Below are 21436 nucleotides of genomic sequence, written 5' to 3' on the forward strand. Positions count from 1 at the left end.
ACCCGCACGCTCAGCGCGGTTGAACCCGCAGGACCAGCCGCTTCGGATGCAGGGTGATGCCGACGCGGGTGCCGGTGTCGGTCTCCGGTACCCGCTCCAGGCGCCACTTCGGGGCCACCGTGCCGAGGATCAGGGCCAGTTCGGCCATGCTGAAGTGGTCGCCGGGGCACTTACGGTTGCCGACGCCGAACGGCATCATGGCGAACTCCGGGACCTGCCCCGCGCGTTCGGGCAGCCACCGGTCCGGGTCGAACTCCAGGTGCCGCTCGAAGGAACGCGGGTCGCGCTGCATCGCGTAGACGCTGTAGACGATGTCCGCGTCGGCCGGAATGCGATAGCCGCCCAGTTCGGTCTCGGCCACCGACCGGCGCGTGAATATCCAGGCGGCAGGCCGTATCCGCATGGCCTCGGTGATGACATTGCGGGTGTGCGGCAGGTCGCCCAGGTCGGCGAATGTGATCGCGCGATCCCTGGCCACGGAATTTACTTCTTCAATCAACTTCCTTTCCTGCTCGGGGTGTTCGGTGAGCAGATGGAACGTCCACGCCAGCGTCGACGCGACATTCTCCGCGCCGGCCACGACGAGGGAAACCACGTGGTCGTGGATCTCCTGGTCGGCCAGTGGCCGCCCGGATTCGTCCGTGGCACGCAGCAATTCCGCGAGCAGGTCCTGCGGGCCGCCGGGCCCGGCGGCCGCCCGACGCTCCGCGACGATCTCGTCGACGAGCGCGTGCAGGTCGGCGAGCGCGTTCTCGAAGCGCCGGTTGGCGGGCGTCGGCACGCGGTAGAGCGGCCCGACCGAGAGCACCATCCGGCGGTAGAGGCCCTCGAAGACGGTGTGCAGCGAGTCGGCGACGCGGTCCGCCTTCTCGCCGATCGAGTCGACCTCCAGGAGGGAGCGCGAGACGATGCGCACGGCCGTGCGGAACATCTCCGTGCTCACGTCGACCGTCTCGCCGGGCCGCCAGCGGGCCGCCGTGGCGCGCGCCTCCTCCTCCATCACCCTGGCGTAGTCGGCGATCCGCTCGGGGCGGAACGCGGGCTGCATCATCCGCCGCTGGCGCCGGTGCAGTCGGCCGTTGCTGGTCGCCACGCCCTTGCCGAGGAGGACTTCGAGGGTGTCCCAGAGCGGCCCGCCGACGATGTACTCGGGGCTCTTCAGCAGGGCGCCGACCAGCTCCGGATCGCAGACCGCGTACGCCGTCCTCGGGCCCAGCCTGATCCTTACGAGATCCCCGTGGTCGCGCAGCGCGGCGAGGAAGCCGAGCGGGTCGCGCACGAGGTTCCAGGCGTGGCCGAGCAGGGGTGCGCCGCCCGCCACGAGCGGCGGGGTGCGCAGCGGGTCCGGCCCGGAGGCCGCCGGTACGGTTGTCGTGGACTCGACGCTCATTCCTCACCCACCAGTTCCTTTTCCGCCAGGGCGTCTTCCGTGACATACGGGGGCATGGACCGGTCGTCCCAGCTGTCCACCCGATAACGACCGGATTCGTGGTGGAACCAGTACACGGAAGAGAACCAGTTCCGCATGTTGAAGACGCAGGATTCCAATGCTTCCGCGAGTTCTTTTCCGCGCGTGTTCCCGCCGGCCAATCTACGGGCGAACAGCAGTACTTCTTCCTCGGCCTGGACAAAATCCGTGACACATTGCGTGACCCGCCGGTGAACTTCACGCACCGCCTCTTCGAGCGTCAGTCCCTCGTGGTGGATGAGGCTGATCCCGAGATTGTGCAGTTCATCTCCCGCCAGTTCTTTGGGAAGTGAGCACAGGTCGTTGTACCAGGCCGAGAAATCCTGGGTGGCCAGCGCCGCACGCCGGTACGCGGGGTGCTTGCGTACGCCGTGCGGCAGTTCGCGGCCCGCGGTGGGTTCGAGCAGGTCGATCCAGGCCCAGTGCGCGAACGTGAGGCGGCGCAGCTCGACGTATGTCTCGACGGTGGGCACCGTGCCGCCGCGGCGGTTGTGGAACTCCTGGTCGTAGGCCTCGATCACGGGGTGGAAGTGCCGGGCGAACCTGGCGTTCCAGCTGGGGCCCAGGAAGGAGTACAGGCGGCGGACGCAGTCCGCGAAGCCCGCGACCAGCGGGTCCGAGTGGTGCAGATACTGCCGGGGGGCGTCGAGCGCGCCGTGCAGGCCTCGGCACAGCCGCCACCACTGCTCCGCCCGGCCGTGCACCGAGTCGCGGTCGTGCCGGTCGTCCCACGCGAAGAACCAGCTGCTGAGATCGGCTATCGCGGTGAGCAACTCGTCCGGCGCGCCGATGTAGTAGCCGGCCACCAGATCGGTGTAGCAGAGGCTGTCCGCGTAGCGCTCGACCTTGTCCGACGGCATGAGCCGCATTTCGCGCAACCAGGTCCTGGACTTCTCCTGAAGTTTTGGCCAATACGGGTGCAGACGGCGAGGAAACGCGGCCTCGACCATCGGAACGGCGAACGCCGGTGGGACCGATACCTTCCGCGTGTGTGGCTGTGTCTGAGAAGTGCTTCCGGAATATGCAGGCACGGACAAACCCCTTTCAGCCGCCTGGGTGGCGCACACCCCTCCCGCACGTGCCGGGCGCGCGCCGTCGTGTATCCCCGCGCTTTCCATTCAGCACCACAACTGACCGTTCAGGGAACAGATTTGCGCCATTCACTACCCCCCGGTGCCGAGAACCTCCCCGTACGTGACTGATTATGGATCTTCGGCAGCCGGTTCTGCTCGCACAGGTGAGCGGATCATGCCAACGGCCCCTGGTCAGGGGGTTCCTGACCAGGGGCCGCTCGTGTCACGTGGCTCCCGCGCCGCTCAGGCGTCGCGCACGTCACTCATTGGGCACCACGGGGTAGCGCGGCGTGCCCTCTGCCATCTGGCGCAGCGCGTCCTTGCGCTCCCTCTTGGAGAGGCGGTCGATGTACAGGTAGCCGTACAGGTGGTCCGTCTCGTGCTGGAGGCAGCGGGCGAAGTAGCCGGTGCCGCGCACCTTGATGGGGTTGCCCTTCTCGTCCTGGCCGGTGACCTCGGCGTAGTCCGGGCGGGCCAGCGGGGCGTAGGCGGTGGGCACGGAGAGGCAGCCCTCGCCCGAGTCGTCGAGGCGGCGCCGCTCGGCGGGCAGCTCGGTCAGGACCGGGTTGCAGACCACACCGACGTGGCGCACGCCCTCGTCGTCCATGCAGTCGTAGACGAAGACCTTCAGGTCGACGCCGACCTGGTTGGCTGCCACGCCCACGCCCTGCGCGACGCGCTGGGTCGCGAACATGTCGTCGATCAGCTTGGCGAGGTCGTCGTCGAAGGCCGTGACGTCCTTGCACTCCTTGTGCAGGACCGGATTGCCGACGACCGTGATCGGCCGCGACGTGCCGCGCTCGCGGTAGGCCGTCTCGCGCTCCTCGCAGTCCTCCGTGTCGATGACGAAGCCCTCGTCGTCGACGGGGAGCACCCCGCCCGAGGCCTGCTGCTCAGTGTCCTGCGCCATGTCCGCCGTAAGCCTTCCGTGAAACCCTCAAGAGTTGTGCCGGTACAGCCTACGGCGAAGTCCCGGCCCGCCTCTTCGGGTCAGCAGACCTCTTCGAGATCCCGCCAGTCGCGCGAGTCGGGGCTGTCCGCCACCCAGCTGTCCAGGAGGCCGCGCACCAGAGCGGCGGGCGCCGCGATGCCGCACTCCCGCTCCGGCACCCAGACCGCGCCGGGGCTGCGGTGGCCGAGCGGCCCCGGGTGGCCCGGCTCGCTGTGGTCGTGCGGGTCCAGGTGCTCGCCGTCGCCCTCGTCACTCGGCATCCGGGACTCCGAGCACATGCGGCACAGCAGCCGTACGGAGGACGACCAGTCCTCGGCGGCGAATCCCGCGTCGGCCGCGAGCTGCTCCAGGGCGTCCCGGTCGTCCTCGGTGGCCGCCTCCAGGAGGACCACCCAGGTCGGCACGGGTGAGGGCGCCCAGAGCTCGATCTCGTCGAAGACGGGGTACGAGTGTCCCGCCGCCGTCGTCCGCTCGCCGTGCGGGACGCCGTCGTGCAGCACGACCTCGCCCCAGCGCCGCCCGGAGGAGGGCAGCGGGATGGACAGCACCTCGATGCGCGCGGGGTCCAGCCTGCGGCCCCACACCACCTCGGCCTCGCCCTCCGGGGAGAGCCGCACGGCCGCGCTGCCGAGCTCCATGCCCGAGGGCTCGCCGGACGCGGCCACCCCGCCGGGCACCCGCAGGCCGTACGCCTGCCAGGCGCGGCGGGCCAGCGGCCAGTCCTGGAGCGCGGTCGCCGCGATGCCGACGTTCCACCAGTCCGGGGCGCCCGCGGAGCGGTCCAGGAGTGCTACGGCGCGCAGCCCCGCGGCCCGCGCCTGCTCCCAGTCGTGCCGGAACTTGTGCAGCAGCGCGAGGTTGAACCAGGACTCGGACAGCCACGGTTCGAGGTCCGCCGCGCGTGTGAGCAGCGCTCCCGCGTCCTCGTACCGGCCGTCGCCGATCAGCGTGAAGGCGCGGTCGGTCGCCTGCCGCCATGAGGCGGAGGGCCGGTGCCGTCCCTTGCCGAAGATCCTCACGATTCCCGCCTGATTCCCGCCTGTCACGATTTGTCGGAAGTCCCGTCCGCGAAGGCGCGGCGTCGGGTCGAACGCCCCCGCGCACCCTCTTCTTCCTCTTCTTCGCATCCAACCACGTACGGTCGGACGGCCGCTCATTACCCATGGGTTACCCAGCCGGGGGTGAGCTAAGACCGCCCCTCGACACCACCCTCGCCAGGGACTCCACGACCTCCGGCTGATAGTCGTGGCCGGTGGCCAGCCGCAGCCTCTCCAAGGCGTTGAGCGGGCCGCCGAGCGCCCCCGAGGGTCCTTCTCCCCGCGCCATCTCGTCGTACGCGTTCGCGGTGCGCACAATTCGCGCGGTGAGTGGCTGGTCGCGGTAGGGGTCGGCCTGGCACTCCACGACCACGGCGACCGCGGAGTCCACCCCCGTCTGCCGTACGACGGCACCGCCGAGCAGGGCTATCCGGCGCTGCTGCGCCTCGGGCAGGGTGGCCGTGGCACCCTCGGGCACGGGATCCACGAGGGAGAGCTGGCCGATGTCGTGCATCAGCGCCGCGTACTCCAGGACGGTCAGGTCCGGCCCCGTCAGCCCGAGGTCGCGCCCGACGGCCCGGCTGAGCCCGGCGACGCGGTGGGCGTGGCCCTGTGGGGTGTATCCGGCGATCTCCGTGGCCCTGGCCAGCGACGCGATGGTCTGCCGGTAGGTGGCCCGCACCGCCGCGTAGCGCCGGAAGGAGAGCTGGGTGAGCAGCAGCGGAAGGCTGAAGACGGGCAGCGCCCAGAGCCCCGCCACGGCCACGGCGAGCGCCATCACGGCCCCCGTGGCGCAGACGGCCGAACCGATGCCGAGCATGGCCCGCAGCTCGTCGCGGAGCAGCGGCCCGAACGGCCAGCGGGTGCGGGCGTGCGCCATCGCGGCGGCGAGGACGGCGTCGCAGAGCGCGGTGAGGACGAGCACGGCGACGATGACGAGCGCGAACCAGGGGCCGTGGCCGACCCACTCCTCCAGCCTGCCCGCGTTGTAGAGGGGCTGGAAGCAGGCGGCGGCGAACGCGACGGTCAGCACGCGCCGCGCCATGTGGTCGAGGGTGGGCCCCCGGCCGAGCGCCACATGTGGCACGGCTCCCACGAGGGCGGCCGCGACGACCACGGCGATCACCTGGAGCACCCCGTGGTGCGTGGCCTGGCCCGCGTTCTGCCCGAGCAGCGCGTAGGCCAGGGCTCCGGCGGCCCCGAGCGGCGCGGGCTCCCGGTCGCCGCCGCTGCCCCACCGGGCCAGTTCCCCGAGGCCGATGAGCACCCCGAAGGCGAGGGCGACCCGCCCTTCCGCGACGCCGTGCCACAGGGTCCAGCCCAGAGAGGCGAGGGCGAGCAGGCCGGCCAGGCCGTGGGCCGCCGTGGTGGGCAGGCGTTCCACACGGGTGGGCGGGTGCGCGCCGCCGGGGGCGGTCACCGGGCGGCCGGCCCGCGCGCCGCGGGTGCGGCCGCGCGCGCAGGCGGTACGTTTCCGCCGTGGTCGGCGCCGTGCTCCGGGACCCGGCGCGGGACGTCCGAGGTGACCTCGGGGTGCCACCCGTCCCGGTCCAGGGCGCGTGTCAGCGCGGCGACCATGGCGGGGTCGAACTGCGCCCCCGCGCACCGGGCCAGCTCCTCCAGGGCGGCGGGCACCGGCCGGGCCCGCCGGTAGGACCGCGTGGACGTCATCGCGTCGAAGGCGTCGGCGACGGCCACCACCCGGGCGCACTCGGGGATCTGCCGCCCGGCGAGCCCGTAGGGGTAACCGCTGCCGTCGATCCGCTCGTGGTGGTGGAGGATCGCCGCCCGCGCCTCGCCGAGGAACCCGATGCCGCGCACCATCTCGTGTCCGTACTCGGGGTGGAGCTCGATGACGCGCCGCTCCTCCTGGGTCAGGGGACCGTCCTTCCGCAGCAGGCGGGTGGGTACGCCGAGTTTGCCGACGTCGTGCAGGATGCCCGCGAACCGCAGGACCTCGACGCGCTCGTCGTCCATGCCCAGCTCGCGCGCGATCATCACCGAGGCGCGCCCGACCCGCTCGCTGTGGCCGCGGGTGTACTTGTCCTTGAGGTCGACGGCCTGCACGAGCGCCCGGATGGTGGCCTGGTGGGCGGCGCGCTCGTGGTGGTACTGCGCGAAGACCCAGCAGGAGACGCCCATCGGCAGCAGCACGAGCAGCGCGGCCGGGGGCCCGTAGGGGCTGGTCCACAGGATCGCCATCATCAGCCCGGCCAGGCCGTGCACCGCAACCGGTGCGAGCGAGCGCGCGAAGAGCCCCCGCCACGCGCTCCGCAGGGGAACCCGCTCGGCGGTCGCGAGGACCCCGCCGTCCAGCACGGTGAGCACGGCGCAGAAGGCCGCCACGGCGGCTCCCGCGGGCCCGAGGACGTACGGGAAGTCGGGGCCGGCACCGGCGGCGGGCCCGCCGAGCGCCCCATACACCCGCGCCGCCGTCCAGGAGGCCACGGCGAGCTGGGCGGCGCGCCAGAGGCGGCGTACCCGGCGGGGGCGCCGGTCGACGCCGGCGAGCAGCGCGCCCGGCACGGCGACGAGGGCGGCGGCCGAGGGCTGCAGCAGGAAGACCCCGGCGAGCAGCACGGGGAAGAAGGTGCCGAGGCCGCGCGTGCGGCCGTGGGGCAGGGCGGTCCGCTCGCACCCGGCGCAGAGCACCGCGAGGAGCGCGACGGCCGGCCAGGGGGTGCGTGCGCTCAGCGCGGGCGCGACACAGGCGGCGCCGCCCAGAGCGACGCAGAGGATGTACAGGCGGGCCCGCGCCGGCACCGACCGCATGGAGTTCTCCTCCCCGTTCCAGCTCGCAAGACCCAGGTCCGGAGACTAGGGCGGCGGCTCGGCGGTCAGTACCCGACGGCGGCGAATTAGCACATTCGAGTGACAGGAGGGAGGAACGGGGCCATAAAGAAGAGCAGGCCGCCATCATGCGCGACCTGCTCCCACTCTCAACTACCGGGTACCGCCGGGAGGTTCAGGCGATTCACGCCTCCGAGGGCGTCACACCCGGCGCGGCGTCCTGCGTGACGTCCTGGTCGGGCACCGACTGCCCGGAGCGGATGAGGTCGATGCGTCCCATGACCTTGGCCCGCAGGTCGGTGGGCACGTCGTCCTGCCCGCAGCAGCGCTTCACCAGCTTCTTCACGGCCTGCTCAAGGCCGTATTTCTCCAGGCACGGCGAGCACTCCTCGAAGTGCGTCTCGAACTTGGTGCAGTCGCTGTCCGGCATCTCGTGGTCCAGGAACTCATAGAGGTGGTCCAGGACTTCACTGCAGTCAGTCTCGTGCGGCTCTCCGCAGCTCATGAGCCCGAGCCTTTCGTTCCGTTCGACTCCCCGGCACCCGCCGGGACGAGCCCGCGCTCACGGGCGTAGTCCTCCAGCATGCCGCGCAGTTGGCGGCGGCCCCGGTGCAGCCGGGACATCACCGTACCGATGGGTGTCCCCATAATGTCCGCGATCTCCTTGTAGGCAAAGCCCTCGACATCGGCCAGATAGACGGCGATGCGGAATTCCTCGGGGATGGCCTGGAGCGCCTGCTTCACGTCCGAGTCGGGCAGGTGGTCCAGCGCCTGCGACTCGGCGGAGCGCAGACCGGTGGACATGTGCGACTCGGCGCGCGCGAGCTGCCAGTCCTCGATCTCCTCGGCGGCACTGCGCTGGGGCTCGCGCTGCTTCTTGCGGTAGGAGTTGATGAACGTGTTCGTGAGGATCCGGTACAGCCACGCCTTGAGGTTGGTGCCCTCGCGGAACTGGTGGAACGACGCGTACGCCTTCGCGTAGGTCTCCTGGACCAGGTCCTCCGCGTCCGCCGGGTTGCGCGTCATGCGCAGCGCCGCCGAGTACATCTGGTCGAGGAACGTCAGCGCGTCCCGCTCGAAGCGGGCCGTGCGCTCCGCGGCCGTCTCAGAACCCTCTTCCGGGCGCTCCGCCTGGCCGTGCTCGGTCCCTGCGTCGGTCCCAGTGACCGGACCCACCTCCTCCAACGACGTGGCGAGGCCGAATGCAGCCCCACTCGAATCGGAGGATAGACGACGATCCACTCCGCGCGCCGCCCGAATAGTTGCGGTTTTGGGTGCGCTCAAGACCGTCCACTCCAGGTCAGAGGCGCTGGAGCGGTTCGGGCAGATGGTCGAACCCATGCGGCGGACTCCCTCTCGTACGAACACGTCTGCGACGGTGTGCACCGTCTGTTCGCGACAACAGGGGTCACGCGCCCAACATTCCCGCCCACCGTGTGACGCCGTCCGTGATGACCGCCACGGCCTCGTCCTGCGTCAGGTCCGCCTTCTTCGGCGCCTTGAACCCGTGATCGCCGAAGGGCACTTCGATCAGTTCGTACGTCCCCTCGGGGAACTCGGCGGGCTTCCCGAAGGGGTCGTTGCCGCCCTGTACGACGAGGGTCGGCACTCCGGCGCCGAGCAGCTCGTCGGCGCGGGACTTCTCGGGCTTGCCCGGGGGGTGCAGGGGGAAGGAGAGCGCGAGGACCGCGGCGGCGCCCAGCTCCGTGGCGGTGCGGCAGGCCACGCGCGCGCCCGCGCTGCGGCCTCCGGAGATCACCGGGAGCCCCTTCTTCTCCAGCGCGGGCCAGATGCCCCGCCAGCCGACGTCCAGTGTCTTCGGCGCGGGCGCCAGCTTCTTGCCCGCGACCCGCCAGGGCTGCTCGACGAGGGCGACGCTCACGCCGTGCGCGGGCAGCGTGGCGGCGAGGGCCTGGAGGTCGCGGGCCTCGATGCCGCCGCCCGCCCCGTGGCTGACGGCCAGCAGGAGGCGTGCCTTCTTGTCCGCCGGGTGCCAGGTGATGCGCGCCGTACCGGCGTCGGTCTCGACGAGCTGGGTGGCCTCGCTCTGCGGCGTGTGTGTTTCGTGCGTCACGTCAGAAGAGTGTGCCCTCTTCGGGGCCGTCCAGCTCCTTGAGCAGCTCCGGGCCGTTGTTGCGTACGTTGCTGACGGCCGTCGACACGGGGTACGCCCGCATCAGCCCGGCCGGGGGCGGCTCCAGGAGCGGGCGCAGGCCCTCGACGTCCGTGCGGGACGGGTCGAGCCAGGCGTCCCAGCGGTCGGGGGTGAGCATCAGCGGCATCCGGGGGTGGATGTCGGCGAGCGCGCGCGGGCCCTCGGCGGGGGCGACGGCGAGCGGGGCGGTCTCGGCCTCGGTGGTGATCACCGTGCAGGTCACCCACCAGGCGAGGGGGTGCTCGTCGGGCAGGGTCTTGTCCCGCCAGAACTCATAGAGGCCCGCCATGGCGAAGACGGAGCCGTCGGCCGGCGTCACGAAGTACGGCTGTTTGCGGGGCCGCTTCTTCTTGCCCTCGACCTCCAGCTGCCGTTCCTCGGGCGCGGTCACCCACTCGTAATAGCCGTCGGCGGGCAGGACGCAGCGGCGCGAGGCGAAGGCGCGGCGGTAGGAGGGCTTCTCGTGCACGGTCTCGGCACGGGCGTTGATCATCCGGGCGCCGCCCTCGGGCGTCTTGGACCAGGACGGCACGAGGCCCCACTTGAGGGTGCGCAGCTGGCGAACCGGAGCCGGGTCCTCGGCGTCTTTCAGGGGACGGTCGAGGATCGCGTAGACCTCTTTGGTGGGCGCCACGTTGAAATCCGGGGCGAGGGCCTCTTCCGGCTCCCACTTCTCGATCCCGAAGACCTCCGCGAGGTCCCCGGGTCCACGACTGGATGCATACCGTCCGCACATACGTGCCAGACTGCCACGACCCCGTCCCCCAGAGGAGCCAGTCCCGACAATGGAAAGCACCGCCAACGCCAGCCTGGCCGACCTCTGGGACCGCGTCTTCGGCACACAGCCCGCGCCCGAGCAGTGGCTGGTGATCGCGGCCGGCGTCGTAGCCCTCGCCGTCGTCGTCCCGCACGGCGTGTGGCGCCTGGCCCGCAACGCCATCACCATCGCCCACGAGGGCGGCCACGGCCTGGTCGCGCTGCTCACCGGGCGCCGCCTCGACGGCATACGCCTGCACTCCGACACCTCGGGCCTGACCGTCTCGCGCGGCAGGCCCACCGGGCCCGGCATGATCCTGACCGCGGCGGCCGGCTACACCGCGCCCCCGCTGCTCGGCCTCGGCGGCGCGGCCCTGCTCTCCTCGGGGCGTATCACGGCCCTGCTGTGGATCGCCACCGCGCTGCTCGTCGCGATGCTGGTCATGATCCGCAACGCGTACGGCGCCCTGACGGTCCTCCTGACCGGCGGCACCTTCCTCCTGGTGTCCTGGCTGGCGGAGACGGACGTGCAGGCGGCGTTCGCGTACGCGGTGGTGTGGTTCCTGCTCCTGGGCGGTGTTCGCCCCGCCTTCGAACTCCAGGCCAAGCGCCGGCACGGGGGCGCGGGCGACTCGGACGCCGACCAGCTCTCGCGGCTCACCCACGTCCCCGCCGGGCTGTGGCTCTTCCTCTTCCACGCCGTGTCGCTCTGCTCCCTGATGGGCGGGGCACGCTGGCTCCTCGCCGTCTGAGCGGGGTCCGCGGCAGCCACTAAAGTGAGGGCATGACCGAAACCCCGGCGCACACCGCCCTCTGGCCCGCCCCGCACGCAAGCGGAGCCGTCACCGCGACGGTCCACGTCCCCGGTTCGAAGTCGGTCACCAACCGCGCGCTCGTCCTCGCCTCCCTCGCCGCCGAGCCGGGCTGGCTGCGCCGCCCGCTGCGCTCCCGCGACACGCTGCTGATGGCGGGCGCCCTGCGCGCGATGGGCGTCGGCATCGAGGAGACGGTGTCGTCCAGCTCCTCCGTCTCGGGCGGCCCCGAGGGCACCGGCGAGGCATGGCGCGTGATCCCCTCGGGTCTGCACGGCCCGGCCACGGTCGACGTCGGCAACGCCGGCACGGTCATGCGCTTCCTGCCCCCGGTCGCCGCCCTCGCCGACGGCCCGATCCGCTTCGACGGCGATCCCCGTTCGTACGAGCGTCCGCTGACCGGTGTGATCGACGCCCTGCGCGCGCTCGGCGCCCGCATCGACGACACCTCGCTCGGGAGCCCGGGCGCGCTGCCGCTGACCGTGCACGGCGCCGGGGCCCTGGACGGCGGACCGGTCGAGATCGACGCCTCGTCCTCCTCCCAGTTCGTGAGCGCCCTGCTGCTGTCGGGCCCGCGCTTCAACCAGGGCGTGGAGGTCCGGCACGTGGGCGGCCCGCTGCCCTCCATGCCGCACATCCGGATGACGGTCGACATGCTGCGCTCGGCCGGGGCGCAGGTGGACACCCCCGAGGCGGGCGGCGAGCCCAACGTCTGGCGGGTCACCCCCGGCGCGCTGCTCGGCCGTGACCTGACCGTCGAGCCCGACCTCTCCAACGCCCAGCCGTTCCTCGCCGCGGCCCTGGTCACCGGCGGCACGGTCACCGTCCCCGACTGGCCCGCGTACACCACGCAGCCCGGCGACGCGCTCCGCGAGATCTTCACGGAGATGGGCGGCTCCTGCGAGCTGACCGAGCAGGGCCTGGTCTTCACCGGCTCCGGCTCGATCCACGGCCTCGACGTGGACCTGAGCGAGGTCGGGGAGCTGACCCCCGGCATCGCGGCGGTCGCGGCCCTCGCGGACTCCCCCTCGACGCTGCGCGGCGTCGCGCACCTGCGGCTGCACGAGACGGACCGCCTTGCCGCGCTCACCAAGGAGATCAACGAACTCGGCGGTGACGTCACCGAGACCGCCGACGGTCTGCACATCCGCCCGCGCCCGCTGCACGGCGGTGTCTTCCACACCTACGACGACCACCGCATGGCGACCGCGGGCGCGATCATCGGCCTCGCGGTGGCCGGCGTACAGATCGAGAACGTCGCGACGACGGCGAAGACCCTCCCGGACTTCCCCGAACTCTGGACCGGGATGCTCGGGAACTGACGGGCGGAACGAGAACATGCGCCGCTACGGCAAGAACCCCGACGAGGACGACATCCGCGTCCGCCCCAACCGCAAGGGCAACCGCCCCCGTACCCACATCAGGCCCAAGCACGAGGACGCCGCCGAGGGCATGGTCCTCACCGTCGACCGCGGGCGGCTGACGGTCCTGGTCGACGACCGGATCGTGATGGCCATGAAGGCCCGCGAACTGGGCCGCAAGGCCGCCGTGGTGGGCGACAGGGTCGCGGTGGTCGGTGACCTGTCCGGCAAGAAGGACACCCTCGCCCGCATCGTGCGGATCGGCGAGCGCACCTCCGTCCTGCGGCGCACCGCCGACGACGACGACCCCTACGAGCGGGTGGTCGTCGCCAATGCCGACCAGCTCGCCATCGTCACCGCCCTCGCCGACCCGGAGCCGCGCCCGCGGCTGATCGACCGGTGCGTCGTGGCGGCGTACGACGGCGGCCTCGAACCGATCCTCGTGCTGACCAAGTCGGACCTGGCGTCGGCCGACAAGATCCTGGAGACGTACGCCACCCTCGACATCCCCTACGTGGTCACCAGCCGCGAGGAGTTCACCGACGGCGCGGAGCTGGCGCGGGTGCACGAGCTGCTCGACGGCAAGGTCACCGCCTTCGTCGGGCACTCCGGGGTGGGCAAGACGACGCTGGTGAACGCGCTGGTCCCCGAGGAGCGGCGCCGCACCACGGGGCACGTCAACGCGGTCACGGGGCGCGGCAGGCACACCACGACCTCCGCGCTGGCGCTCCCGCTGGCGGATGTGGGCGGCTGGGTGATCGACACCCCGGGCGTGAGGTCGTTCGGCCTCAACCACGTCGATCCTTCGCGCGTCATCCTCGCCTTCCCCGACCTGGAGCCGGGGACGGCGGACTGCCCGCGCGGCTGCAGTCACGACGAGAAGGACTGCGCGCTGGACGCCTGGGTCGCCGACGGGCACGCGGACCCGCAGCGCCTGTACTCCCTGCGCCGGCTGCTGGCCACGCGCGAGCGGCGCGAGGACGACTGACCGCCCCTTGCTCGCGTGACCTCCCCGTTGTTTGCGCCCCCCGCGACGCAGGTAAATGCATAATCGCACCAAGCCGGAGTGAGCGGGGCGAAGCGGTCGCGGAACGTGGACGAGTGCGGGAGGCAGGGACACATGGCGTGGCTGCTGGTCATCGTGGCGGGGATTCTTGAAACCGGCTTCGCCGTCTGCCTGAAGCTCTCCCACGGCTTCACCCGGCTCTGGCCGACGATCGCGTTCGCCTGTTTCGCGCTCGGCAGCTTCGGTCTGCTCACCCTGGCGCTGAAGAAGCTGGACGTCGGGCCCGCGTACGCGGTCTGGACCGGGATCGGCGCGGCGGGCACCGCGATCTACGGCATGATCTTCCTCGGCGACCTCGTCTCCACGCTCAAGATCGTCTCGATCTCGTTCGTGATCATCGGCGTGGTGGGACTCCAGCTGTCCGGCTCCGCGCACTGAGCACCACCGCCGCCGCGCGCCTATCTGCCCGCCACCCAGCGCCCTATGGCCCCCCGGACCAGCTCCGCGGGGTCGTCGTCGTCCCGGGCGGGCGCGACGACGTACGACAGGGCGAGGCGGACGGCGCTCTCGCAGGCGAGGGCCAGCTCCGGGTCCCGCCCCCGGCCCCGGCCGCCGAGCGCGGCCACCGCCCGGTCCCGCACCATCCCGAGCAGCTCCGCCGACGAGGGCACCCCGGCGTCCGCGCGGCGCTGCGCGGGCACCGACGACGGAGCGCCGGCGGCCCTGCTCGGCGCGGGCAGCCGCTCGCTCCAGCAGCCGGTGAGCGCGGCCCGTACGAGGGCGTTGCCGCGCGCCGCGCCCACCGTCCAGGCGGCCACGGCGGCCAGCCGCTCGGCCGGTTCGCGCTCCTCGGCGAGCGCGCGTTCGACTCCGTGCAGATAGCCGTCGGTCTCGCGGCGCAGCAGGGCGCGGGCGAGGCCTTCCTTGCTGCCGAACTCGTTGTAGAGGGTCTGCCGGGACACCCCGGCGACGGCCGCGACATCGACCATGCGCACACCCGGCCAGGGGCGCCGGGCGAGCGCCGTGTAGGCCGCGTCCAGTAAGGATTCCCGTGCTGCGGGCATCGTCGCCTCCCCGGGCCGATGCGGCTTTCGGTTGCCAGAGTTGACGCGCTCGGAGGCACTGTCAATAGCTCCGGCGTGAGCCCGCGCACCCCGGTGCGATATGGCGCTGTGGCTCGGGCGGATCGAGATCGATACTGTTCACCCATGCCCGACTACCACGATGATCTGCGTCTCGCCCATGTCCTCGCGGACGCCGCCGACGCCCAGACCATGGACCGGTTCAAGGCCCTCGACCTCAAGGTCGAGACCAAGCCGGACATGACGCCGGTGAGCGAGGCCGACAAGGCGGCCGAGGAGCTGATCCGCTCCCAGCTCCAGCGCGCGAGGCCGCGGGACGCGATCCTCGGCGAGGAGTACGGCGTCGAGGGCACGGGGCCGCGCCGCTGGGTGATCGACCCGATCGACGGCACCAAGAACTACGTACGCGGTGTTCCGGTCTGGGCCACGCTCATCTCCCTGATGGAAGCGGTCGAGGGGGGCTACCAGCCGGTGGTCGGCGTCGTCTCCGCCCCCGCGCTCGGCCGCCGCTGGTGGGCGGCGAAGGGCGGCGGTGCCTACACGGGGCGCAGCCTGACCTCGGCGACCCGGCTGCACGTCTCGAAGGTCTCCCGGCTCGCGGACGCGTCGCTGGCGTACTCCTCGCTCACGGGCTGGGAGGAGCAGGGCCGCCTTGACGGCTTCATGGACCTGAGCCGCGCGGTCTGGCGCACCCGTGGCTACGGCGACTTCTGGCCGTACATGATGGTGGCCGAGGGCGCGGTCGACATCTGCGCGGAGCCCGAGCTCTCGCTCTGGGACATGGCGGCGCCCGCGATCGTGGTCACGGAGGCGGGCGGCAGCTTCACCGGCCTCGACGGCAGGCCGGGCCCGCACAGCGGGAACGCGGCGGCGTCGAACGGCCTGCTCCACGACGAGCTGCTCGGCTACCTCAATCAGCGTTACTGACCCCGAACCGGCCGCGTACGCCCCCTTGTTGGCCGCCGCTCCGGCTGCGACATTGAGAGTCCCCCCACTTGTGAACTTGTGAAACCGTTCTCCAAGTCGGTGGCGGAGGCAATCCTTCGCCCACCGGGAGGTCTCCGTTTCACCAAGGAGGTGGCTCACGCCCATGCTCGTCCGCGACGCCATGAGCACGGTGGTCCTTACCATCGGCCCCACCCATACCCTGCGCCAGGCGGCCAGGCTGATGTCCGAGCGCCGCATCGGCGCCGCCGTCGTCCTCGACCCCGACACCTGCGGGCTCGGGATCCTGACCGAGCGCGACGTCCTCAACTCCGTAGGCCGCGGCCAGAGTCCGGACACCGAGATCGCAGGCACCCACACCACGACCGACGTCGTCTTCGCCACCCCGGCGTGGACCCTGGAGGACGCGGCGGACGCCATGGCGCACGGCGGCTTCCGGCACCTGATCGTGATGGACGGGGGCGAGCCCACGGGCATCGTCTCGGTCCGCGACATCATCCGCTGCTGGGCACCGGTCCGGCGCGCGGCGGCACAGGAGCTGGCCGTCTGAGGGGACCGGGAAACGGCGGCGGGCCGGACCCCCGAGGGAATCCGGCCCGCCGTCACTCTTCGGCAAGAGGCACTGGTCAGCCGCGCAGGGCCTGGACCGCGGCCTCCAGCCGCTTGCCGAAGTCACCGTCCGCCTGGCGGAAGTTGTTGATCGCGCGCTCGGCGATCTCATCGCGCGAGACCTTGGCGATGAAGCCCGACAGGTTCTCGATCAGGCGGTTCTTCTCGTCCTCGGACATCAGGCGGTAGAGGTTGCCCGCCTGCACGAAGTCGTCGTCCTCGGCGTGCCGCGGCGTCTCGTGGTTGCCGGTGCCGCCCGTGACGGGAACGGACTGCCACAGCGGCCGGTCCGTCTGGAACGGGCCGCCGAAGCTGTTCGGCTCGTAGTTCTTCGCGCCCTTGTGGCGGCCGTCGTACAGGAAGCCGTCACGGGAGTGGGTGCGCGCCTCGGTGGCGTGGGGGCGGTTCACCGGCAGGTGGTCGGCGTTGATGCCGACGCGGTAGCGGTGGGCGTCGCCGTACGCGAAGAGGCGGCCCTGGAGCATCTTGTCCGGGGAGGGACCGATGCCCGGCACGAAGTGGGCGGGGCTGAAGATCGCCTGCTCGACCTCGGCGAAGACGTTCTCCGGGTTGCGGTTGAGCTCCAGCTTGCCGATCTCGATGACCGGGTAGTCCGCGTGCGGCCACACCTTGGTGAGGTCGAACGGGTTGAAGCGGTACGTCGCCGCCTCGGCCGCCGGCATGACCTGCACACCCACGGTCCAGGTCGGGTACTCGCCCCGCTCGATGGCCTCGCGCAGGTCGCGCTGGTGGGAGTCGGGGTCCTCACCGGCGAGCTTGTTGGCCTCGGCCTGGGTGAGGTTCTTGATGCCCTGGTCGGTCTTGAAGTGGTACTTGACCCAGAAGACCTCGCCGGCCTCGTTGTTCCACTGGAACGTGTGCGAGCCGAAGCCGTCCATGTGGCGGTACGACGCCGGGATGCCGCGGTCACCGAAGAGCCAGGTCACCTGGTGGGTGCTCTCCGGGCTCAGCCCCCAGAAGTCCCAGACGTTGTCCGCCTCCTGCGAGCCCGTGTAGGGGTCCCGCTTCTGCGTGTGGATGAAGTCGGGGAACTTGATGGCGTCCCGGATGAAGAAGACCGGGGTGTTGTTGCCGACGAGGTCGTAGTTGCCCTCTTCGGTGTAGAACTTCAGCGCCCAGCCGCGCGGGTCGCGCACCGCGTCGGCCGCGCCGAGGTTGCCCGCCACAGTGGAGAACCGCAGGAACGTCTCGGTCTGCTTGCCGACCTCGGAGAGGAAGTTCGCCCGCGTCCACTGCGAGACGTCACGGGTGAGCGTGAAGGTGCCGTAGGCCCCCGCGCCGCGTGCGTGCACGACGCGCTCCGGGATCCGCTCGCGGTTGAAGTGGGCGAGCTTCTCCAGCAGCAGCTGGTCCTGCACAAGGACCGGCCCGCCGACGCCCGCGGTCTCGCTGTTCTGGTTGTCGGCTACCGGCGCGCCGGCCTCCGTGGTGAGCGGTCCCTGCGTCACGTGCGCCTCCTGCGTATTCAAAACCTGCTGGTCCTGTCCCTTGGCCAATGCCATACCTGATCCTACAATGGACACTGTCTAAGTCAAGCAATCATCCAAAGTCACACCCGTTCGGGACTGGCTCCCCTGCCTGTTAGGCTGGTTTTCATGAGTGACCTGTTGGAACGACTGCGCGGACGCGGCTGGCGCATGACCGCACAGCGGCGCGTCGTGGCCGAGGTCCTCGACGGGGACCACGTCCACCTCACGGCGGACGAGGTGCACGCCCGCGCCGCGGACAAGCTGCCCGAGATCTCCAGGGCGACCGTCTACAACACCCTGGGCGAGCTGGTGAGCCTCGGCGAGGTCCTCGAAGTCTCGACGGACCGCCGCGCGAAGCGGTACGACCCGAACGCCCACCGCCCCCACCACCACCTGGTCTGCGCCCGCTGCGGAGCGATCCGTGACGTGCACCCCACGGGCAACCCGCTGACCAGCCTCCCCGACTCCGAGCGCTTCGGCTTCACGGTCGAGGGCGTCGAGGTCACCTACCGCGGCGTCTGCCCGAGCTGCGCGGCGGCCTAGCGCTTTTCCGTACGTCCCCGAAGGGCCCGGCACCGAAAGGCGCCGGGCCCTTCGGCGTGCGGCTCCACGGCGGCCGATCCCGGCCGGGACCTTCCGGAAAATGACGGTGCGTCATATGGTCGGCGGCGCCCGGACCATCCGCCCGCACTCCGCGAGGAGACCCCGTTGAGCCCCGTGGGAGACCCGCACCCCAAACTGGAAGCACACGCACTGACCAGGACCTTCGGCCGCGCCGCCAAGGCGGTGCACGCGCTCGGACCCGTGGACCTGAAGATCGCCCCCGGCGAGTTCACCTGCGTGGTGGGCCCCTCCGGCTGCGGCAAATCGACCCTCTTGCGCATCGCCGCCGGCATCCTGCGCCCCAGCGCCGGCAAGCTGACCATCCGCACCAGGGCACGGCGCCCGGTGGCGATGATCTTCCAGGACTATGGCATCTACGACTGGAAGACCGTCCGGGCCAACGTCAGATTCGGCCTGGACATCCAACGCGTCCCCCGCGAAGAGGCCGACGCCAGAGCCACGCACTGGCTGAGCCGCATGGGCCTCGCCGACTTCGCGGACGCCTACCCGGCCGCCCTCTCCGGCGGCATGCGCCAACGCGTCGCCATCGCCCGCGCCCTGGCCGTGGAGCCCGAGATCCTGCTGATGGACGAGCCCTTCGCGGCGCTCGACGCCCAGCTGCGCACGATCCTCCAGGACGAGCTACTCGCCCTCACCCAGGCCACCCGCACGACCACCCTCTTCATCACGCACAGCCTCGAAGAGGCGATCGTCCTCGGCGACCGCGTCCTGGTGATGTCGGCCCGGCCCGGCCGCGTCATCGCCGAGCGCCGCCCGCCGTTCCCCCGCCCCCGCACCGGCGAGGTCCGCGCGACCGGCGAGTTCACCGCGCTGAAGAGCGAGTTGTGGCGACTGCTGCGGGACGAGGTCGGCACGGAGGCGGCGGCATGAGCCGCCTCATCGGCGACCGCACCGGCAAGACCCCACGGGTCGAGCAGGCAGAGCAGGAAGGGCGGGACGAGGAAGGCGTACTGGTCAGAAGGCCGGGCCCGCACGAACTGCGCCCCGTGCGCACCCACCGCAGACGACGCGCCCTCGAACTCGCGCTCGCCGTCGGCGTACCGCTCGCCCTGGTCCTGCTCTGGCAGCTCGCGGCTGTCAGCGGCTGGATCGACGACCGCGTCTACCCCGCACCCCAGACGATCATCGAGGACGGCTGGCGGCGCGCGGCGGACGGCGACCTGTGGCCGGACGTGTGGGCGACACTCAAGCGCGTACTCGCCGGGTACGCCGTCGGCACGGTCGCGGGCTATGCGCTCGGCCTGCTGATGGGCTCCCTCTCCCTGGTGCGCGCCGCCCTCGAACCGACCCTGGACGCCCTGTACGTCGTACCGAAGCTCGCGCTCCTGCCCGTCTTCCTGAACATGTTCGGCCTCGGCGAGGGGCCGCAGATCGCCCTGGTGGCGGCCACCGTCTTCTTCTTCGTCTGGATCTCGACGATGGCGGCGGTCCTCGCCGTGCCGTCCGGGCACCGCGACGCGGGCCGCGTCTTCGGCGCCTCGCCGTGGCAGATGTTCCGCCACGTCCTGCTGCCCGCGTCGCTCCCCGCGGTGCTGGTCGGCGCCCGGATCGCCGCCGGGGTCGCGGTCCTCGTGATCGTCGCCTCGGAGCAGATCGCGGCGGCCGACGGCCTCGGCCACCTCATCTTCGACTCCCGCGCGCTCTTCCAGAACGACGTGATGTTCGTCGGCATCGTCTGCGTCGCCGTGCTCGGCGTGGTCTTCTCCGAGCTGGTGCGCGTCGTGGGCCGGTTGCTCACGCCGTGGGCCCCGCGCGACCGGGGCCGGAGCCAGTCATGACAACGACGTCAGTACGTCCCTACGTCCCTACGTCCCTACGTCCGTACGTCCGTACGTCCCATCCGTACGTCCATAGATCCCTGCGCCCGTGGGACGAGTACCCGGAGGCGCCATGCGCCCTCGCACCACCGCGCTCACGCTGCTCCTCACCGGCGCCCTGCTCGCCGCGTCGGCCTGCGCGAAGGAGGATGACACGGGAGCGTCCGCCCCTGCGAAGCCCCGCACCGTCACCCCGGTCTCCGGCTGCGGCAAGGGCAGCTGGACCGATCCCGCCGACCTGGCGCCCGAGCGCGAGCCCGCACGCTGCGCCCCGGGCACACCCGCGCCCAAGCCGCTGCCCGAGGAGCGCCGCCTCACGATCGCGACCGGCACGCTGAGCGCCGAGTACGTCGCGCCGCTCCAGATGGCGGTGGACAAGGGCGAGTTCGAGAAGGAGGGCCTGGACGTCGAGCTGAAGGTCCTGCCCACGCCCGACGCGCTCCCCCTCCTCGCCAAGGGCGACCTCGACGCCCAGTGGGCGGCCCCCGAGGCCGCCGTGATGAACGGCATCACCAGTGGCTTCGACATCAAGTGGACGGCCGGCAACTTCTCCCCCGACCCCCGTTCCAAGAGCGGGCTGTGGGTGAAGCTCAAGAAGGGCGAGAGCGCCGCCCACGTCCCGATGGCGGGCCGCAAGCTGGGCACGATGATCGGCAAGGGGTCCGTCATCGCGTACCCCATGAGCAAGGCCCTGAAGAAGCACGGCGGCGGCCTGGATGAGATCCGGTTCCAGCAAGTGGGCTCGGCGGACGTCCTCACCGCCCTCCGGCAGGGCGGCACCGACTCGGCCTGGCTGCTCGACCCGGTGTGGCGCAAGGTCGACGGCGACAAACGGTACGCGTTCCTCGGCGGCCAGCCCCAGGGCGAACCGCTGGGCGGCCTCCTCTTCGGGCCGAACCTCCTCAAGAAGGACCCGGACGCGGGCGTCGCCCTGCTGCGCGCGTACATCAGGACGGTGAACACGTACTTCGCCGGCGACTACAAGGCCGACAAGGCCTTCGTCGGGGAGCTGGCCGAGCTGCTCAAGACGGACGAGGATGTTCTGCTCGCCACGCCGTCCCTGCGCATGGACTGGGAGATCCGCGCGGGCACGACGGACCGCCTCCAGGACGCCTACCGCGCGGCGGGCGTCTCCGAGGGCGACAAGGTCCCGGAGGAGAAGGTGGTAGCCCGCGAGCTGTACGAGGAGGCGGTCGGCCATAAGTGAGGGCGCATGCCGAAGGCCCGGAGTCCAATCGGACTCCGGGCCTTCGGTTTCAGTAGCGGGGACAGGATTTGAACCTGCGACCTCTGGGTTATGAGCCCAGCGAGCTACCGAGCTGCTCCACCCCGCGTCGGTGAACACAACAGTACGTCAGGGCCACGACCAGCGCAAATCCGTTCCGCGACGGGCCCGCGGGCCGGAGGTTCCGCGACACCGGGGGCAACTACGCGGAAAACACCAGCCGCAACCCTTCCG

The 21436-nt window shown here is 71.4% G+C and carries 22 protein-coding genes and 1 tRNA gene; 10 read left to right on the forward strand and 13 right to left on the reverse strand.

Annotation, left to right across the window (positions count from 1 at the left end):
* Positions 1 to 10: 10 nt before the first annotated feature.
* The 10 genes from ACF062_RS13575 to ACF062_RS13620 all read right to left on the reverse strand — a co-directional run bounded on the left by ACF062_RS13575 (position 11) and on the right by ACF062_RS13620 (position 10211).
* Positions 11 to 1390, reverse strand: a complete 1380-nt coding sequence (locus ACF062_RS13575) for a cytochrome P450 (RefSeq protein ID WP_392137907.1) — start codon at positions 1388 to 1390, stop codon at positions 11 to 13.
* Positions 1387 to 2499: an epi-isozizaene synthase gene (cyc1, locus tag ACF062_RS13580; protein WP_392138845.1), complete on the reverse strand. Its 1113-nt coding sequence runs from the start codon at positions 2497 to 2499 to the stop codon at positions 1387 to 1389. The genes ACF062_RS13575 and cyc1 overlap by 4 nt, the downstream gene beginning before the upstream one ends.
* 301 nt (positions 2500 to 2800) lie before the next feature.
* Entirely contained in the window at positions 2801 to 3451 is a 651-nt protein-coding gene (gene def / locus ACF062_RS13585) for a peptide deformylase (RefSeq protein ID WP_392137908.1), read from the reverse strand.
* A gap of 80 nt (positions 3452 to 3531) precedes the next feature.
* Complete coding sequence (locus tag ACF062_RS13590) at positions 3532 to 4512, reverse strand: hypothetical protein (protein WP_205035344.1); 981 nt, start codon at positions 4510 to 4512, stop codon at positions 3532 to 3534.
* A gap of 148 nt (positions 4513 to 4660) precedes the next feature.
* Positions 4661 to 5950: an HD-GYP domain-containing protein gene (locus ACF062_RS13595; protein ID WP_392137909.1), complete on the reverse strand. Its 1290-nt coding sequence runs from the start codon at positions 5948 to 5950 to the stop codon at positions 4661 to 4663.
* Positions 5947 to 7302, reverse strand: a complete 1356-nt coding sequence (locus tag ACF062_RS13600) for an HD-GYP domain-containing protein (protein ID WP_392137910.1) — start codon at positions 7300 to 7302, stop codon at positions 5947 to 5949. The genes ACF062_RS13595 and ACF062_RS13600 overlap by 4 nt, the downstream gene beginning before the upstream one ends.
* 202 nt (positions 7303 to 7504) lie before the next feature.
* On the reverse strand, positions 7505 to 7825 hold the full coding sequence (gene rsrA, locus ACF062_RS13605) for a mycothiol system anti-sigma-R factor (RefSeq protein WP_223776668.1): 321 nt from the start codon (positions 7823 to 7825) through the stop codon (positions 7505 to 7507).
* Positions 7822 to 8496: an RNA polymerase sigma factor SigR gene (gene sigR, locus ACF062_RS13610; RefSeq protein WP_030780923.1), complete on the reverse strand. Its 675-nt coding sequence runs from the start codon at positions 8494 to 8496 to the stop codon at positions 7822 to 7824. The genes rsrA and sigR overlap by 4 nt, the downstream gene beginning before the upstream one ends.
* Positions 8497 to 8728: 232 nt before the next feature.
* Positions 8729 to 9394, reverse strand: a complete 666-nt coding sequence (locus ACF062_RS13615) for an alpha/beta family hydrolase (protein WP_392137911.1) — start codon at positions 9392 to 9394, stop codon at positions 8729 to 8731.
* A gap of 1 nt (position 9395) precedes the next feature.
* Positions 9396 to 10211 (reverse strand): SOS response-associated peptidase, encoded by an 816-nt coding sequence (locus ACF062_RS13620; protein ID WP_392137912.1) that lies wholly within the window; start codon positions 10209 to 10211, stop codon positions 9396 to 9398.
* Between the two features lie 49 nt (positions 10212 to 10260).
* On the opposite strand from ACF062_RS13620, the gene ACF062_RS13625 reads away from it, so the two are divergent.
* The 4 genes from ACF062_RS13625 (at position 10261) to ACF062_RS13640 (ending at position 13848) form a co-directional block, all read left to right on the forward strand.
* Complete coding sequence (locus tag ACF062_RS13625; RefSeq protein ID WP_392137913.1) at positions 10261 to 10983, forward strand: M50 family metallopeptidase; 723 nt, start codon at positions 10261 to 10263, stop codon at positions 10981 to 10983.
* A gap of 32 nt (positions 10984 to 11015) precedes the next feature.
* Entirely contained in the window at positions 11016 to 12365 is a 1350-nt protein-coding gene (aroA, locus tag ACF062_RS13630; RefSeq protein ID WP_392137914.1) for a 3-phosphoshikimate 1-carboxyvinyltransferase, read from the forward strand.
* 16 nt (positions 12366 to 12381) lie between these two features.
* Positions 12382 to 13392, forward strand: coding sequence for a ribosome small subunit-dependent GTPase A (gene rsgA, locus ACF062_RS13635; RefSeq protein WP_392137915.1), 1011 nt, complete (start codon positions 12382 to 12384; stop codon positions 13390 to 13392).
* Between the two features lie 132 nt (positions 13393 to 13524).
* Positions 13525 to 13848, forward strand: coding sequence for a multidrug efflux SMR transporter (locus tag ACF062_RS13640; protein ID WP_127911081.1), 324 nt, complete (start codon positions 13525 to 13527; stop codon positions 13846 to 13848).
* Between the two features lie 20 nt (positions 13849 to 13868).
* On the opposite strand, the gene ACF062_RS13645 is transcribed toward ACF062_RS13640, so the two are convergent.
* Complete coding sequence (locus ACF062_RS13645; protein ID WP_392137917.1) at positions 13869 to 14474, reverse strand: TetR/AcrR family transcriptional regulator; 606 nt, start codon at positions 14472 to 14474, stop codon at positions 13869 to 13871.
* 144 nt (positions 14475 to 14618) lie between these two features.
* Here ACF062_RS13645 and hisN point away from each other — a divergent pair, with 144 nt between their 5' ends.
* Positions 14619 to 15419, forward strand: coding sequence for a histidinol-phosphatase (hisN, locus tag ACF062_RS13650; protein WP_392137918.1), 801 nt, complete (start codon positions 14619 to 14621; stop codon positions 15417 to 15419).
* Between the two features lie 163 nt (positions 15420 to 15582).
* Entirely contained in the window at positions 15583 to 15987 is a 405-nt protein-coding gene (locus tag ACF062_RS13655; RefSeq protein WP_392137920.1) for a cyclic nucleotide-binding/CBS domain-containing protein, read from the forward strand.
* Between the two features lie 76 nt (positions 15988 to 16063).
* Here the strand turns inward: ACF062_RS13655 and ACF062_RS13660 are convergent, their stop codons facing one another.
* The gene (locus tag ACF062_RS13660) at positions 16064 to 17569 is read right to left on the reverse strand and encodes a catalase (protein WP_392137922.1); all 1506 of its coding nucleotides are present in this window, start codon (positions 17567 to 17569) and stop codon (positions 16064 to 16066) included.
* A gap of 93 nt (positions 17570 to 17662) precedes the next feature.
* On the opposite strand from ACF062_RS13660, the gene ACF062_RS13665 reads away from it, so the two are divergent.
* The 4 genes from ACF062_RS13665 to ACF062_RS13680 all read left to right on the forward strand — a co-directional run bounded on the left by ACF062_RS13665 (position 17663) and on the right by ACF062_RS13680 (position 21184).
* Positions 17663 to 18079, forward strand: coding sequence for a Fur family transcriptional regulator (locus ACF062_RS13665; RefSeq protein WP_392137924.1), 417 nt, complete (start codon positions 17663 to 17665; stop codon positions 18077 to 18079).
* A gap of 174 nt (positions 18080 to 18253) precedes the next feature.
* A complete protein-coding gene (locus ACF062_RS13670; protein ID WP_392138847.1) occupies positions 18254 to 19030 on the forward strand; it encodes an ABC transporter ATP-binding protein in 777 nt (258 codons plus the stop codon).
* The gene (locus ACF062_RS13675; protein ID WP_392137926.1) at positions 19027 to 19938 is read left to right on the forward strand and encodes an ABC transporter permease; all 912 of its coding nucleotides are present in this window, start codon (positions 19027 to 19029) and stop codon (positions 19936 to 19938) included. The genes ACF062_RS13670 and ACF062_RS13675 overlap by 4 nt, the downstream gene beginning before the upstream one ends.
* Before the next feature lie 112 nt (positions 19939 to 20050).
* Positions 20051 to 21184: an ABC transporter substrate-binding protein gene (locus ACF062_RS13680; protein ID WP_392137928.1), complete on the forward strand. Its 1134-nt coding sequence runs from the start codon at positions 20051 to 20053 to the stop codon at positions 21182 to 21184.
* A gap of 53 nt (positions 21185 to 21237) precedes the next feature.
* Here ACF062_RS13680 and ACF062_RS13685 read toward each other — a convergent pair.
* A tRNA-Met gene (locus tag ACF062_RS13685) sits at positions 21238 to 21311 on the reverse strand.
* Between the last annotated feature and the right edge of the window lie 125 nt (positions 21312 to 21436).

This window comes from Streptomyces sp. NPDC015345, assembly GCF_043078805.1.
In the GTDB taxonomy this organism is placed as follows: domain Bacteria; phylum Actinomycetota; class Actinomycetes; order Streptomycetales; family Streptomycetaceae; genus Streptomyces.

What these genes read in the sequence shown, in the direction of transcription:
- ACF062_RS13655 (WP_392137920.1), top strand. Translation starts at nt 15,583, where the DNA reads ATGCTCGTCCGCGACGCCATGAGCACGGTGGTCCTTACCATCGGCCCC.
- ACF062_RS13600 (WP_392137910.1), bottom strand. Translation starts at nt 7,302, where the DNA reads ATGCGGTCGGTGCCGGCGCGGGCCCGCCTGTACATCCTCTGCGTCGCT.
- ACF062_RS13620 (WP_392137912.1), bottom strand. Translation starts at nt 10,211, where the DNA reads ATGTGCGGACGGTATGCATCCAGTCGTGGACCCGGGGACCTCGCGGAG.
- ACF062_RS13675 (WP_392137926.1), top strand. Translation starts at nt 19,027, where the DNA reads ATGAGCCGCCTCATCGGCGACCGCACCGGCAAGACCCCACGGGTCGAG.
- ACF062_RS13680 (WP_392137928.1), top strand. Translation starts at nt 20,051, where the DNA reads ATGCGCCCTCGCACCACCGCGCTCACGCTGCTCCTCACCGGCGCCCTG.
- hisN (WP_392137918.1), top strand. Translation starts at nt 14,619, where the DNA reads ATGCCCGACTACCACGATGATCTGCGTCTCGCCCATGTCCTCGCGGAC.
- ACF062_RS13575 (WP_392137907.1), bottom strand. Translation starts at nt 1,390, where the DNA reads ATGAGCGTCGAGTCCACGACAACCGTACCGGCGGCCTCCGGGCCGGAC.
- ACF062_RS13660 (WP_392137922.1), bottom strand. Translation starts at nt 17,569, where the DNA reads ATGGCATTGGCCAAGGGACAGGACCAGCAGGTTTTGAATACGCAGGAG.
- ACF062_RS13640 (WP_127911081.1), top strand. Translation starts at nt 13,525, where the DNA reads ATGGCGTGGCTGCTGGTCATCGTGGCGGGGATTCTTGAAACCGGCTTC.
- rsrA (WP_223776668.1), bottom strand. Translation starts at nt 7,825, where the DNA reads ATGAGCTGCGGAGAGCCGCACGAGACTGACTGCAGTGAAGTCCTGGAC.
- ACF062_RS13645 (WP_392137917.1), bottom strand. Translation starts at nt 14,474, where the DNA reads ATGCCCGCAGCACGGGAATCCTTACTGGACGCGGCCTACACGGCGCTC.
- aroA (WP_392137914.1), top strand. Translation starts at nt 11,016, where the DNA reads ATGACCGAAACCCCGGCGCACACCGCCCTCTGGCCCGCCCCGCACGCA.
- ACF062_RS13625 (WP_392137913.1), top strand. Translation starts at nt 10,261, where the DNA reads ATGGAAAGCACCGCCAACGCCAGCCTGGCCGACCTCTGGGACCGCGTC.
- rsgA (WP_392137915.1), top strand. Translation starts at nt 12,382, where the DNA reads ATGCGCCGCTACGGCAAGAACCCCGACGAGGACGACATCCGCGTCCGC.
- def (WP_392137908.1), bottom strand. Translation starts at nt 3,451, where the DNA reads ATGGCGCAGGACACTGAGCAGCAGGCCTCGGGCGGGGTGCTCCCCGTC.
- ACF062_RS13665 (WP_392137924.1), top strand. Translation starts at nt 17,663, where the DNA reads ATGAGTGACCTGTTGGAACGACTGCGCGGACGCGGCTGGCGCATGACC.